The 12,438-nt window shown below is 64.2% G+C and carries 13 protein-coding genes and 1 pseudogene; 6 read left to right on the top strand and 8 right to left on the bottom strand.

Translation table 11 applies throughout. The features are described from left to right. The first annotated feature begins 267 nt into the window (after positions 1 to 267). Together QA643_RS35685 and QA643_RS35680 are read left to right on the top strand one after the other, a co-directional pair. The gene (locus QA643_RS35685) at positions 268 to 1,545 is read left to right on the top strand and encodes an MFS transporter (RefSeq protein ID WP_283030330.1); all 1,278 of its coding nucleotides are present in this window, start codon (positions 268 to 270) and stop codon (positions 1,543 to 1,545) included. Positions 1,546 to 1,632: 87 nt separating this feature from the next. After that, positions 1,633 to 1,848: a hypothetical protein gene (locus QA643_RS35680; RefSeq protein WP_283030329.1), complete on the top strand. Its 216-nt coding sequence runs from the start codon at positions 1,633 to 1,635 to the stop codon at positions 1,846 to 1,848. 34 nt (positions 1,849 to 1,882) lie between these two features. On the opposite strand, the gene QA643_RS35675 is transcribed toward QA643_RS35680, so the two are convergent. Both QA643_RS35675 and QA643_RS35670 read right to left on the bottom strand, forming a co-directional pair. Next, on the bottom strand, positions 1,883 to 2,971 hold the full coding sequence (locus QA643_RS35675; protein WP_283030328.1) for a mandelate racemase/muconate lactonizing enzyme family protein: 1,089 nt from the start codon (positions 2,969 to 2,971) through the stop codon (positions 1,883 to 1,885). Positions 2,972 to 3,028: 57 nt separating this feature from the next. Beyond that, positions 3,029 to 3,538 carry a DUF4269 domain-containing protein gene (locus QA643_RS35670; RefSeq protein ID WP_283030327.1) on the bottom strand — a complete coding sequence of 170 codons (510 nt, stop codon included), beginning with the start codon at positions 3,536 to 3,538 and terminating at the stop codon, positions 3,029 to 3,031. A gap of 322 nt (positions 3,539 to 3,860) precedes the next feature. On the opposite strand from QA643_RS35670, the gene QA643_RS35665 reads away from it, so the two are divergent. Then, complete coding sequence (locus QA643_RS35665) at positions 3,861 to 4,274, top strand: hypothetical protein (protein ID WP_283030325.1); 414 nt, start codon at positions 3,861 to 3,863, stop codon at positions 4,272 to 4,274. A 791-nt stretch (positions 4,275 to 5,065) separates the two neighbouring features. Here QA643_RS35665 and QA643_RS35660 read toward each other — a convergent pair. The 3 genes from QA643_RS35660 to QA643_RS35650 all read right to left on the bottom strand — a co-directional run bounded on the left by QA643_RS35660 (position 5,066) and on the right by QA643_RS35650 (position 7,190). After that, positions 5,066 to 5,512: a hypothetical protein gene (locus tag QA643_RS35660; RefSeq protein ID WP_283030324.1), complete on the bottom strand. Its 447-nt coding sequence runs from the start codon at positions 5,510 to 5,512 to the stop codon at positions 5,066 to 5,068. 148 nt (positions 5,513 to 5,660) lie between these two features. Then, positions 5,661 to 6,020 carry a DUF883 family protein gene (locus tag QA643_RS35655; RefSeq protein ID WP_283030322.1) on the bottom strand — a complete coding sequence of 120 codons (360 nt, stop codon included), beginning with the start codon at positions 6,018 to 6,020 and terminating at the stop codon, positions 5,661 to 5,663. A gap of 66 nt (positions 6,021 to 6,086) precedes the next feature. After that, the gene (locus QA643_RS35650; RefSeq protein ID WP_283035044.1) at positions 6,087 to 7,190 is read right to left on the bottom strand and encodes an AI-2E family transporter; all 1,104 of its coding nucleotides are present in this window, start codon (positions 7,188 to 7,190) and stop codon (positions 6,087 to 6,089) included. 307 nt (positions 7,191 to 7,497) lie between these two features. Between QA643_RS35650 and QA643_RS35645 the strand changes: the two genes are divergently transcribed. Continuing rightward, positions 7,498 to 8,262 (top strand): L,D-transpeptidase, encoded by a 765-nt coding sequence (locus tag QA643_RS35645; protein ID WP_283030321.1) that lies wholly within the window; start codon positions 7,498 to 7,500, stop codon positions 8,260 to 8,262. A gap of 31 nt (positions 8,263 to 8,293) precedes the next feature. Then, a complete protein-coding gene (locus QA643_RS35640) occupies positions 8,294 to 8,932 on the top strand; it encodes a DUF2865 domain-containing protein (protein ID WP_283030320.1) in 639 nt (212 codons plus the stop codon). Positions 8,933 to 9,006: 74 nt separating this feature from the next. Here QA643_RS35640 and QA643_RS35635 read toward each other — a convergent pair. Next, positions 9,007 to 11,099 (bottom strand): annotated as a pseudogene (locus QA643_RS35635) (HAMP domain-containing methyl-accepting chemotaxis protein). Positions 11,100 to 11,308: 209 nt separating this feature from the next. Between QA643_RS35635 and QA643_RS35630 the strand changes: the two are divergent. After that, positions 11,309 to 11,461 (top strand): Thivi_2564 family membrane protein, encoded by a 153-nt coding sequence (locus QA643_RS35630; protein WP_283030319.1) that lies wholly within the window; start codon positions 11,309 to 11,311, stop codon positions 11,459 to 11,461. Positions 11,462 to 11,554: 93 nt separating this feature from the next. Here QA643_RS35630 and QA643_RS35625 read toward each other — a convergent pair whose 3' ends face one another. Further along, entirely contained in the window at positions 11,555 to 11,755 is a 201-nt protein-coding gene (locus tag QA643_RS35625) for a CsbD family protein (protein WP_283030318.1), read from the bottom strand. A gap of 115 nt (positions 11,756 to 11,870) precedes the next feature. Further along, positions 11,871 to 12,437: a hypothetical protein gene (locus QA643_RS35620; protein WP_283030317.1), complete on the bottom strand. Its 567-nt coding sequence runs from the start codon at positions 12,435 to 12,437 to the stop codon at positions 11,871 to 11,873. Position 12,438 lies beyond the last annotated feature (1 nt).

Here is a 12,438-nt window from a genome sequence, read left to right as displayed (position 1 = left end):
GTATTATCATCGTGACATTGGACGACGCCTTGGGACGGGCGATCTGAGTTCGAGGCCAGGCACCTCCCCCTGGCTCGGGCCACCAGCCCTGATTTGAAAGCTGGTTGGACTAATCCGGCGCGTCCCACCTAGCGCGCCGGATTTTTTTGCGCGTGAAAAGGCCCGACGCTTGCTGCCGCCTGAGATGCGTCGCATTGCGGGTTGAATTGCGCATGCCCCGCGCATAGGCTCGCCGGAACAATAACAACCGGAAACGCCCATTCTCCGATGCAGCCCGCCGAGCGGCCTTTCCCCTACCGCCGGGGCCTGATCATCGTTGCGACCATGGCGACCGCCTATGTCGCCAGCCATTTTTTCCGCGCTTCCAACGTCACCATCGGCCTCGATCTGATGCGCGATCTTTCGATCGGGCCGGAGGCGCTGGGAGCGCTGACCGGTGCCTTCTTCTTCGGCTTTGCCGCGATGCAGATTCCCTGCGGCTTTTTCTTCGACCGCTTCGGGCCGCGCTACACCGTGGTCGGCATGCTGATCGTCGCCAGCCTCGGCGGCGCGCTGTTCACGCTGGCGCCGGGCTGGCCCGCGCTGCTGACCGGGCGGATGCTGATGGGCGCCGGCTGCGGCGTGATGCTGATCGGCAGCATGGTGGTGATCTCGCGCTGGTTTCCGCCGGACCGCTTCTCGACGCTGACCGCCATCGTGCTGTCGATCGGCCTGCTCGGCAATCTCGCCGCCACCACGCCGCTGGCCTGGGCGGCGCAGGCGATCGGCTGGCGGCCGGTATTCGGCGCCGTCGTCATCTTCACGGCGCTGGCGACGGTCGCGATCTTCCTCGTGGTGCGCGATGCGCCGCCCGGCCATCCCTTTCTGTCCCGCAAGGCCGAGCCGCCCAGCGAGATGCTCCGCGGCCTCCTCGAGGTGCTGCGCAACCCGCGTCTCAAGCCGATCCTGGCGCTGAACTTCTGCAACTATGCCTGCACCTTCACCGTGCAGGGCCTGTGGGGCGGGCCGTTCCTGCGCGAGGTGCATGGGTTGAGCCCGATCGCGGCGGGCAACGTGCTGTTCGTCGCGGTCATCGCCTATCAATGCGGCATGCTCGCCTTCGGCCCGCTCGACCGCCGGCTCGACACCCGCAAGGGCATCGCGATCGGCGGCACGCTGGTGATAACAGCGCTACTCGCGGTCCTCGCGCTGTTCTCGCATCCGCCCGCCTGGCTGCCGATATCAGTGATCATCGCCATGGGCTTCTTCTCGGCCTCCAGCACCATGGTGATGACGCACGGCCGCGGCATCTTCCCGGACCGGCTGATCGGCCGCGGCATTTCGACGATGAACACGGCTGTGATGCTCGGCGTCGCCTGCATGCAGACGCTGTCCGGCATCATCGTCGGCGCGTTCGAACCGCTCGCCGGCGGCGCGCGCACCGAAGAGGCCTACCGCGCGCTGTTCGGCGCGCTGACGCTGGTGCTCCTCGCGGCGGTCGCGATCTACAGCCGCTCACAGGACGTCAAGCCGAGCGAGGAGATGAAGGCGCGGCAAATGGCGTAGCGGCGCGGATGGGACGACGCCGGCCTTGCCTTTGTTCCCGCGCGCCGCGGGAACAGGAACACCACGACGGATCGTGCGTTGCCCGACATGGCCTCATTGAACATTGCAAAGCCGCTCGCGCGCGCGATCAACATCTATCGCTCCATGACCAGGCATGAGCTGGACATGCAGACGCAGCGCGATCTCGCGCGGCATATCAAGAAGGTTGCGGAGCAGGGAACGCAGGATCCCGGCCGCCTGACCGTGCACGGCCTCAGCTATCTGCGGGCACGCGAGCGGCAGTCAAAGGAACGAAAAGAGTAGGCGCGGCCCGAGAGAGCCTCCTGCACAAGCGCGGTCACCCCGCCAGCCGCGACAAGCCTTCCCAATCGAACGCAACGCCATGTCCGGGCCGCGCCGGCGCAAGCGCCATGCCCTGATCGAGCACCAGCGGGTGCGCGATATAGCGATCGAGGCCAAATCCATGCGCCTCCAGATAGGAGCGGTTCGGGCAGGCCGCGAGCAGGTGCACGGTGACGTCATGCGCGCCGTGGCTGGTCACCGGCAGATTGAACGCTTCGGCCAGCCGCGCGATCTTCATGAAAACCGTGACGCCGCCGCAATTGGTGACGTCGGGCTCCGGATAGGACACCGCGCCGGCGGCGATGTAGTTCTTGAACTCCCACAGCGAGCGCAGGTTTTCGCCGGCCGCGATCGGAACGCCGCCGGCGGCCATGATGCGGGCATGGCCGGCGATATCGTCGGGGATGATCGGCTCTTCGAGCCAGGTCAGATCATAGGGCTGGAAGGCGCGGGCGGCGCGGATCGCTTCCTCGACCGTCCATTTCATGTTGGCATCGACCATCAGCGGAAAGCCGTCGCCGAGATGCTTTCGCATCGCCTGCACCCGCGCGACGTCGGAGGCGAGATCGGGGCGGCCGGCCTTCATCTTGATCGCGCGAAAGCCCTTGGCGAGATTATCGTCGGTCTGCTTCAACAGGTCGGTAACGGAGAGATCGAGGTCGATGCCGCCGGCATAGCAGGGCACGCGACCGTCGAAGCCGCCGAGCAGGCGGTACAGCGGCAGATTGGCGCGGCGCGCCTTCAGGTCCCACAGCGCGATGTCGAGCGCCGACTGCGCCAGCACCGGCGGTCCGCCGCGCCCGCCATAATGCAGGCCCCACCACACCTGATGCCAGATCGCTTCGGTATCGTCGGCCTCGCGGCCCTCGATCATATCAGGAATTTCCCGCCGCAGGATATCGGCCACCGCGCCGCCGTTGCGGCCGACCGTATAGGTATAGCCGACGCCCTCGGCGCCGTCGGCATCGTGGAGCCGAACGGTAATCAGCTCGAATGCGCTGATCTCGCCATGCGTGCTGTCGGAAAGGGTGACGGTGAGGGGGATCCGGTACAGTCCGGTTTCGATTTTTTTGATAGGGGCCATTGTGCTTCCACCCGCGTTTTCTTGTTGGGAGGCAGGCTAGCAGCGTCGCAGGCTGCTTCACAACCGGCTCAGGCGGCGGCGCAGTTGCGCGTCGGTCTCGCCGGCCAGATCGAGCAGGCCGAGATAGGGATCGCCGGGTATTCCAAGCACGGCCGCAAAGGCCGGCTCCGTCTTGACGCCCTGCGATCTTTGCCGGGCGACAGCTTTCCTCAGGCGACCGTCGTCGAGCACCAGCAGCCGCCTTTCGATCTCGAAATGCAGCCAGCCCCGCTGCTGATCGACCGGACGATGGTCGCCGAACACCTCGAAGGACCAGCCGCCCCATTCGAAACGCGCGATCAGCGGTCGTTCTTGAGCGAGCCACTGATAGAGCGCAAAGCCATCGCAGCACCGGTAGTGCGCCCAGATCGCCTCTGCCAAAACGGTCGGCTCGGAGGCGTGGCAAACGATATCGACGTCGCTTCCTGGAACGGAAAGCCCGAGCGGCAGCGTTCCGACCACTCTCGGATCGAACGCGCGCAGAACGTCCAGCACAGCGGAGCTGAGGATCGCAGCTTGGTAGTCCATGAAAGTGTAACGAGACTGCTGCGCAGAGAACGTCGGGCAGGGTCTGCCGGTTGGAGATCTTCGATGATCTCAATACGCACAAACAGCAGAACGCACAAAAAAAAGCAGGGCGCGACCGGCATCACCACGGTCGCGCCCTACGTCGCCGGTCAATGGGGCAGGGGGAATAACCGGCTGCCGAGATGACTCCGAGGCCCCCGATTTCGTTCCGGCGGTTTCGAAATATTTTTCGTACACGGTTAAGTGATCGAGAAGCGCCGGACCCCCTGCGGCTCGGATCGGGTTGTCGTCTCGTCGCCATTGGGGCGCGGGACAGAAGGTCATGTCACAGATTTTCAAAGTATTTTTTGGTTTTCTCGCCGGTTCCGCAACGCTCGGCGCGGTTCAACTGGCCTCGGGTCATGATCTCGCTGGCCTTCGGCAGCTTGCCGGAACCTCGCCTCACTCGGATGTCAATCGCACCAGCAAGGCTGATCGCAGCGCGCTCAAAGCCGCTTCCAACCAGACCGAGACGATTACGATCCGCGCCGTCGGCCTCGACGACACGTCGGTGGTCGTCCGTGTTCCCGTGGTCAAGGAAGAGGCGCGGAACCGCCCCGCGCCGCCGGCCAAGCCCGAGGGATCTAAGGAAGGATCTAAGCCCGGCGCATCGAAGACGACGATCGCCTGCGAGCCGCCGGTCAGCGTGCTCACCGAAATCGCCAAGCTGCTCCAGCCCGGCCGCTGTGTGACGTGATCGGCTGACGCGCAATGGGTGCCTTAGGGTGGGCAAAGGAGCGCAAGAGACGTGCCCACCATCCATCACCGATCGTGCTGTTTGATGGTGGGCACGCTGTCGCTTTGCCCACCCTACGCACCGTCAATGTGACTGCCCGACGGGCAACTCACTTCCGATTTTCGGAAGTCGCGTCAAGCTAATAATTTCTGAAAACCAGAAATATTCCGCTTCCGTTTTTACCCAAATCAGCGGCATAAGATCGGCCGTCTCACCGCGAGATGAGGGGCGTTGGCCATCGTCACTGACGCGCGGCGAGATGCGATGGACGCCAAGGCCGTAACTGACGAGTCTGGCTGAGGCGTACGGTCAAGTTGTGTGGTTCTGGCGCCGTGGTGCTGGCGTTAAGTCCGCTGGGAAGCGAAAGCATCCCAGGGACGACGGAGGCAAAAGAGCCGTTCTCCGGGAAGAGCACGAAGTAAGCCGTAAAGCCATTGCGCAGGGAAGGCCGGGATGCTTCCGCCGAACCTGTATGCTCGTGTGCATCTCTTGCCTATGCGCAAACAGCACGCGAGACCGCGGGTGCGGCGCGCACCCGGTCTTCCCTGTGCCCTCTGATTGGAGAGGGCGGAAAGTTTCAGCAAACCTCGGGCAAATCATGTCGCGAGATCGCCGCCTCATATTCCGTTGTCGTCCCCGCGAAGGCGGGGATCCAGTATCCCAGAGACGCCAATGATTGAACCGATAAGCCGCGGCGTACTGGATCCTCCACCTGCGCGGAGGATGACAGCGGTGTGTGGTGCTACTTTTAGTTACTCCGCCGGCGCTTCGTTGCTGCTCGCATTGGCGCGGCTCGCCAAAAACCCCAGCGCGAGGCCGCCGATGGCGAGGATCGGGATCAGCCGCTTGATGCCGACGGCGCGGATCACCTGGAGGCCGACGGCAACCATCGCGGGGTCGGACAGCATGGTCTGCGCGGTCGATTTGGCGGCCTTGGCTGCCTGCTCCGCGCGCGCTTCGATCTGCCGCTTGCGCATCATGTAGCAGCCGGCGGCGATCATGGCGACGACAAAGAAGATCGCAGCGCCGGTGAGGCAGGCCTGCACAGGGCCGTAGTTCTGCAACACGAACACGAAAGCCGCTGCGCACAGAAAGGCGGTCGTGACCAGCAGCGCCATCGCCGCCGCTGCTGCCAGCGACGTCAGCCGCAGCGCGCTGCCTGCCGAATCCTTGAAATCATCGATGAACCGTTGAAGCATGATCCGGCCTCGATCTGAAAACGACGCCACCGAAACAAATGACACCGCGCGCCGCAACGTCGCCGCGGCCGGCGCGCACCGTGAACGATTCTCGGCGCCGAAAATGCCGGCGCTACATCTACCTGCGCCAAAGCTATCTTCGCCAAAACTATCTTCGCCACGTCACGCCGATCAGGAAGCCGAGGCCGAGCGCAAGGCCGACGGTCGCCAGCGGGCGCTGCGTGATGACGTCCTCCAGCGTCTCCTCGATCGAAGAGGCCGCGTTCTGCGCAGCATCCATCATCGCACTGCCGCGCTCGGACATGTCGTCGACCGCAGCTTCGGCGTTGGCGCGGGCCTCGTTGTAGCCGCGCCGGGCCTGCTTGCTGGCGGTGCCGGCAAAACTGTTCAGCGCATCGGTGATCTGCTCGGTCAGGGCTGCGATATCGTTTTTCACGGCAGTGACTTCCTTTTGCAGGCGTTCAGAGGTCGCTTTGTCCGTCAGATTCTTGAAGGCGGCGTCAGACATCGAAAGCTCCCGGTTACCGAATTCAGCTCTGGAACAAACGCCTCGCGGAACGGGAAGTTCCTTGAACTAGCCCTCCGGCAGTTGCGGGGCATCTGGAGGCATCAGGTGCTCCTTCACGATCAGCGCAACGATCAGAAGCGGCGAGGACAGGAACGCGCCCATCGGTCCCCACAGCCAGGTCCAGAACGCCAGCGCCAGGAACACGGCGAGCGCGTTCAAGGCCAGGCGGCGTCCGACGATCGTCGGCGTCAGGAAATGGCCTTCCATGAACGTCATGCACGCAAAGATCGCCGATGCCAAAAGGCCGCCGCTCAGGGTCGGGAACGAGACGACACCGACCACCACCAGCACCGCGAACATCGCGACGGGACCGATGATCGGAATGTAGTTGAGGATTGCGGCGAGCGCGCCGAGGCCGGCCGGATTGGGCATGCCCGTGACGGCGCAGATCAGACCGGTGGCGATGCCGACCCCGATATTGATCGTGGTCACGACCAGAAGGTAGTTGCCGAGATGATCCTCGATCTCGTTGAGGATCCGCAGCGTCCGCAGCCGCCATTCGCGCTCGCCGAAATTCATGATCATGGCCCGCCGCAGGTCGCGCCAGCTCGCGATGAACAGGATCAGGGTGACGACGAAGAGCAGGAATTCGGTGAAGGTCGGTGACAGGAATTCCAGCGTCGGCTGCACCCAGTCGATCTTCGGCAGATGCAATGTCGTCAGCGTGCCGGGGCCGCCGATCATGCTCTGAAGTTCCTGCCATAGCGCCAGCGGCCGGTCGAACACGTGCAGCTTGTCCTTCAGCATGGCGCCCAGTTCGGGGAGCTTGCCGCTCCATTCCACCGCGGGCGAAGCGATCAAGCCCACCATGAACGCGGCACCGGCGCCGGCAGCGGTGACGATCAGGACAGCTGCGAGCGCGCGCGGAATGCGCAACCGCTCCAGAAGACTTGCGGCCGGCGACAGCATGGTGCCGACGATGAAGGCCATGGTGATCGGCAGAAAGAATGCCTTCGCCAGATAGAGGCCGGTGACAATGCAGATGATCAGGAGGCCGACGAGGCAGATCGCCACCACTTCCTGGCGGCGGATGATCGGGGGCAGCTCGAGCTTGCTCTCGACGACCGGCGTGCCTTCGCCTTCATGGGCAAGCTGGCGCTCGCTCGGCAGATGCTTGGGCGGCGGGGATTTGGCGGCCAAAGACTTGGCGGGCGCAGGCTTGGCAGGCGAAGGCTTAGGGGGAGTGACGCTCACAATGGTTTTCCCTCGCCCGAAGCCGGCGATGACACAGCAAAGGCGACGTCGCGAAACGGACTGCAGGCATAACGGAGTGAGGCCACGCAGGTTCCATCGCGCAAGCGTGAGTGATGTGACGCTTGACGTGAAGCTCCCCGCCATAGGTCGTACGGAACCGCAACGGTCGAGTGGCGTTTGTTGGGCAGAGTATCGCAAGATGCACATCCCACGGGGCAGTCCCATGACACAGTCCTACGCTCGCCGACTTTTGTCGCGCGTCGCAAGCGCGCTCGTCCTCATCAGCGCCGCGTTGCTGCTACCATTAACGGTATCGAGTGCCGCGACCGCGCAGACGTTCGGCTATGCTTCCACCCAACCGAACGGCTATCCCGCCGACGAGGTGATCGGCACGGATGAAGGCGCAACGCCTGAGCGGCTGCGCCGCGCCGTCGTCGCCTTCGGGACCAACGAGGCGCCCGGCACCATCATCATCGATACCGGCAACACCACGCTCTACTACGTGCTCGGCCAGGGCCGGGCCATCAGGTACGGGGTCGGCGTCGGCCGCGAGGGCTTTACCTGGTCCGGCGTGCAGACCATCAGCCGCAAGGCGGAATGGCCGGATTGGCATCCGCCGGCCGAGATGATCGCGCGCCAGCCCTATCTGCCGCGCTTCATGGCCGGCGGTCCCGGCAATCCGCTCGGCGCCCGCGCGATGTATCTCGGTACCAGCCAATACCGCATCCACGGCACCAACGATCCCTCGACGATCGGAAAATTCGTCTCGTCTGGCTGCATCCGACTGACCAATGAGGACGTTATCGATCTGTTCAACCGTGTCGAGGTCGGCACCAAGGTGGTGGTGCTGCCGAAGAATGCGCCGGTGATGGCGCGCGGCGGGGAGGGCAGGACGATTCATCCGGCCAGGACGGCGCCGCGTCCGGCCGTGGCCACATCCTCCGGCCGCCAGGCGATGAACCTTCTGGCGCCGCAGGTAGCTGAATGAAGGCGCTCTGTTGCGCAACGGGAGAAGCTTGATGCGATCTGGAAAACTGGCAGCCTGGGGGATCGCCGCGCTGCTATGCGCGTCCGTGCTGGCGCCTGCCGCGCAGGCACAGGACTTCTTCTCGCAGCTGTTCGGCGGCTTCAATCGTCCGCGCCACCAGCCCTACATCCAGATGCCGTTCGCCGACGATGGCCAGGTCGCCGCGCCGCGCAGCGAGGGGCGTGGCCGCAGCTACGGCGGCGGCCAGGCCTATTGCGTGCGAACCTGCGATGGCCGCTACTTCCCGATCACCGCCTCGGATAACGCCAGCCGTGCTGCCTCCTGCAGCAAGCTCTGCCCGGCGAGCGAAACGAAGGTGTACTACGGCGGCAGTATCGACGACGCGACCGCCGAGAACGGAAAATCCTATTCGGACCTGCCGAACGCGTTCAAATACCGCAACGAGCTCGTCAGCGGATGCACCTGCAACGGCAAGGACGCGGTCGGGCTGGCGCAGGTCAAGATCGAGGACGACCCGACGCTGAAGAAGGGCGACATCGTCGCCGGCGAAAAAGGGCTTCTGGTCGCCGGCCGCAGCGCCGATAAGCGCGGCGCCGAACTGAATTTCTCGCCGGCTTCCGAAAAGCTCCGCGCCAAATACGGCCGCGCACCCGTGGTGGCGCAGGAGTGAAAGAATTACTCTCTCTCTCCCGCTTGCGGGGGAGGGCATAACGGATGCTTGAAGTTGGCAACCTCGCAGGGCGACTAAGCCGCCCGGATCTTGCCGAGGAACGTCGTGACCTGGCTGCCGAGCTGCCGGCTCTGCGTCTCCAGCGTCTGCGAAGCCTGCTTCACATCCTCGGCAGCGGCTGCGGCAGCATCCGCATCGGCCTTCACGCCGTTGATGTTTTCGGACACGTTCTTGGTGCCCTGCGCCGCAAACTGCGTCGAGCGCGTGATCTCCTGGGTAGCGGCGCCTTGCTGCTGCACGGCGGCGGCAATCGCGGTGGCGACCTCGTTGACCTCGCCGATGATGCTGCCGATGCCCTTGATGGCGTCGATCGCTTCGCCGGCGACGCGCTGGATGTCGGAGATCTGCTCGGAGATCTCCTCGGTCGCCTTCGCGGTCTGGCTCGCCAGCGACTTGACCTCGGAGGCGACCACCGCAAAGCCGCGGCCGGCCTCGCCGGCGCGGGCGGCCTCGATGGTGGCGTTGAGTGCCAGCAGGTTGGTCTGGGCGGCGATGGTGTTGATCAGGCCGACCACTTCGCCGATCCGGCCCGCCGACTGGGCAAGGCCCTGGACGGTGCCGTCGGTGTTGCGCGCCTGGCCAACCGCGCGGCTGGCGATTTCGGCCGCATGCGCGGCCTGCTGGCTGATATCGTTGATCGAGGCGCTGAGCTCCTCGGATGCGGCGGCGACCGTCTCGACGCTCATCGAGGCCTCGCCGGAGGCCTTCTCGGCGACCTGGACGCGCTCATTGGTCTGGCGCGAGATGGTCGACAGCCCGGAGGAGGTGGTCCGCATCTGGCCGGACGCATCGCCGAGCTGGCTGAGGGTTTCGCGCACCGTGCCTTCGAACTCACCGACATAGCTCTCGATCGCCTGCTGGCGCGCCATGGCGGCGGCGTTGCGCTCGCGCTCCTGCGACTCGATGCGGGCCTTGTCGGTAGCTTGCTGCTTGAAGGTCTCGAGCGCACCGGCCAGCGCGCCGATTTCGTCATGGCGCGCGGCGTAGCCGGTATCGACCTGGAGATCGCCGGCCGCGACCTTGAGCATGGCATCGCGCATGGTGTGGAGCGGCTTGATCGCACGGCGGGTGACGATCGTCATGGCGCCGAACGCCAGCGCGAGCGCGCCGGTCAGCAACACGAGCTGCATCATCAGGGAGCGCTGGGCCGCGGTGTAGAGGTGCGCAGCGTGGTCCTTGGCGGCGTCGAGCGCGGCTTCGGCCACGTTGACGGCGGCGGAGAGGCGACCCACGGTGACCGGGGTCCACTGGTTGGCGGTCAGTTCCGGCTTTCCGCCGTCCGCGATCTGCGTCAGCAGCCGGTCGCGCAGGCTGAGATAGGACGGCTCGAAATAGGCGGTCTTAGTCGCCGCGATCGCGCTCGAAATCGGCGCCGGCAGTTGCATGCCCGATGCGGTCAGCCCCAGCGCGCTCCAGGCGGCGTCGATGCCACCGACATATTTGGTGTAGGCAAGCCGCGCCTCCGGCGCGACCTTGCCGGCGCTGAGCCCGGTCGAGACGATCAGCGAGGCTTCGCCGGCGGTGTTGCGCAACAGCCAGGCGATCTGCTTGATCGCCAGCAGCTGGTCGATGGTTGCATCCTGATGATTGACGGCGGCGGCCAACGCGCCGGAAAGCCTTTCGAGCACATCAAGCATTCCGTTCGCCGCGTCCATGTAATCCTTGGCGAGCGTCGGGCGGCGGGAAGCCTTCGGCTTGGCTACGGCCTCCCAAAACTCCTTCTGCAGCGTGATCATCGTCTTGTAGATGCGGTCGAATTCCGGCACCAGCGTCTGGGCTTGCGCGAACTCGAGGCCATTGAGCAGGCCGAGCGCGTTGCCCATCGCGGGCATCTCGGTGTCGCGGATGTTGCGCAGGTATTTTTCGATCTCGGCGTCCATCGGCGCATCGGAGTTCAAGAGGCGATTAGTCGTCGAGCGGTCGGTGCGCAGATTGTGCATCGCCTTGAAGATGTTGGCGGAGGCGTCGGCGATCACGGCGATGCGGCTCGCCGCCTGTAGGCGGCCCAGGAGTCCCAGGCATTGAGCGAAAATCCGACCACCACGCAGAACGACGTGACGAGAATGACGATTTTCAGCAGCGCGGATACGGTCAGACGGTTCAACATGATGCTCTCCCCCAAGATGCGCGGTCATTTGGCGGGAAAAGCGTAAATACTTATCGAGGCGGGAACCGCGTAGTATTACGGGATTCGTTTGAAATGATTGGCTTTTTCCGAGCGAGCTGAAGTTCCTTGGGCGGGAACCGGCGGCGGGCGTTCACGTTAACAAATCACTACCGGCGAATTTCCAGTGCAAATGCCCAAGGGGGACCCGCATGCTCGTCAGCATACTCATCACGTTTCTGGTCGTTATCCTCGTCCTCTACCTTATCAACCTCCTGCCGCTCGATGGCCGCGCCAAACAGATCGCGCGTGTCGTGGTGATCATTCTCGGCGTGATTTCGCTGCTGAGATATATCTCGGTGTAGTCCGGCTGCGGCCCGGCGTCGCCGCGCCCAATGGCGACGCGGAGCCGTAACGAAAAAGAGCCCCGGCGTTCGACCGGGGCTTTCGCTTGCTTGTCATTTCAAGGTGCCGAACCAGTCATCCACGTCCTTGCGGATCTGGTCCTTGGCGAAGCCGTAGCGCTCCTGCAGCTTGCCTTCGAGCTGGTCGCGGCGGCCCTCGATGACGTTGAGATCGTCATCGGTGAGCTTGCCCCATTTCTCCTTTGCGGAGCCCTTGAACTGCTTCCAGTTACCTTGAACCCTGTTCCAGTCCATCGCCATCTCCTTCAATGTTGGGATGACGATCAACGGCTAGAAAGCTCAAGCGTTCCTGGCCGGCCAATGCGGCATCGTGGCCGGTGGACCCCGTAATCCAGACGTCGCCATCGATCTATTTCCAACTCGCGCCAGCAATTCCCAGCACGAAGATCTGGATGATCGACAGGCCATTGGCGCCGATCTTGACGTTCCGGAACGCGGTCAAAAGGTTGATCGCACGATCGCTGATGGTGGCGGGCTGGGACATCATCATGACGATCAGGCAGCCCTCGACAAAATCAGCAAGGACGTAGACTGCCGGGAAGATAAACCATGTCCACGACGGCAACTTCGCCAACGTAGAGGACGGCGCGACGCCGGATGCAAAAAAGTTTGCGGCCAGCGCCAGGAACGCGCCGAGAACCGCGAGGTAGAGGAAGTCCAATGGCATCACCTGCCACGCATAGGCCTGAGCTGCCGCTGGATTCTTGCTGACCCATGCCAGCAAATTGCCGGCGTCTACGACCTTGTGCGGTTCGTTGGCATTGCGTGCCTCGCCGTCGTCAGGCGGTATGGTCGGTGTTACCAGAAAGGCCCGCTCGAGGAATCGGTCCGCAACGGGCCGATGGCCTGGCGCAACGCCAGAAACAACGAAGGGAAGGGCGATGGCCGCCGTCGCCAGCAAGATGATCGCTTTCATC

Source organism: Bradyrhizobium sp. CB3481 (genome assembly GCF_029714305.1).
In the GTDB taxonomy this organism is placed as follows: domain Bacteria; phylum Pseudomonadota; class Alphaproteobacteria; order Rhizobiales; family Xanthobacteraceae; genus Bradyrhizobium.
This window is presented reverse-complemented; position numbering and strand designations above follow the sequence as displayed.

Excerpts from the sequence above, each read along its gene's own strand:
- QA643_RS35645 (WP_283030321.1), top strand. The coding sequence starts at position 7,498 with ATGACACAGTCCTACGCTCGCCGACTTTTGTCGCGCGTCGCAAGCGCG.
- QA643_RS35625 (WP_283030318.1), bottom strand. The coding sequence starts at position 11,755 with ATGGACTGGAACAGGGTTCAAGGTAACTGGAAGCAGTTCAAGGGCTCC.
- QA643_RS35665 (WP_283030325.1), top strand. The coding sequence starts at position 3,861 with ATGTCACAGATTTTCAAAGTATTTTTTGGTTTTCTCGCCGGTTCCGCA.
- QA643_RS35640 (WP_283030320.1), top strand. The coding sequence starts at position 8,294 with ATGCGATCTGGAAAACTGGCAGCCTGGGGGATCGCCGCGCTGCTATGC.
- QA643_RS35680 (WP_283030329.1), top strand. The coding sequence starts at position 1,633 with ATGGCCTCATTGAACATTGCAAAGCCGCTCGCGCGCGCGATCAACATC.
- QA643_RS35675 (WP_283030328.1), bottom strand. The coding sequence starts at position 2,971 with ATGGCCCCTATCAAAAAAATCGAAACCGGACTGTACCGGATCCCCCTC.
- QA643_RS35670 (WP_283030327.1), bottom strand. The coding sequence starts at position 3,538 with ATGGACTACCAAGCTGCGATCCTCAGCTCCGCTGTGCTGGACGTTCTG.
- QA643_RS35620 (WP_283030317.1), bottom strand. The coding sequence starts at position 12,437 with ATGAAAGCGATCATCTTGCTGGCGACGGCGGCCATCGCCCTTCCCTTC.
- QA643_RS35655 (WP_283030322.1), bottom strand. The coding sequence starts at position 6,020 with ATGTCTGACGCCGCCTTCAAGAATCTGACGGACAAAGCGACCTCTGAA.
- QA643_RS35685 (WP_283030330.1), top strand. The coding sequence starts at position 268 with ATGCAGCCCGCCGAGCGGCCTTTCCCCTACCGCCGGGGCCTGATCATC.
- QA643_RS35630 (WP_283030319.1), top strand. The coding sequence starts at position 11,309 with ATGCTCGTCAGCATACTCATCACGTTTCTGGTCGTTATCCTCGTCCTC.
- QA643_RS35660 (WP_283030324.1), bottom strand. The coding sequence starts at position 5,512 with ATGCTTCAACGGTTCATCGATGATTTCAAGGATTCGGCAGGCAGCGCG.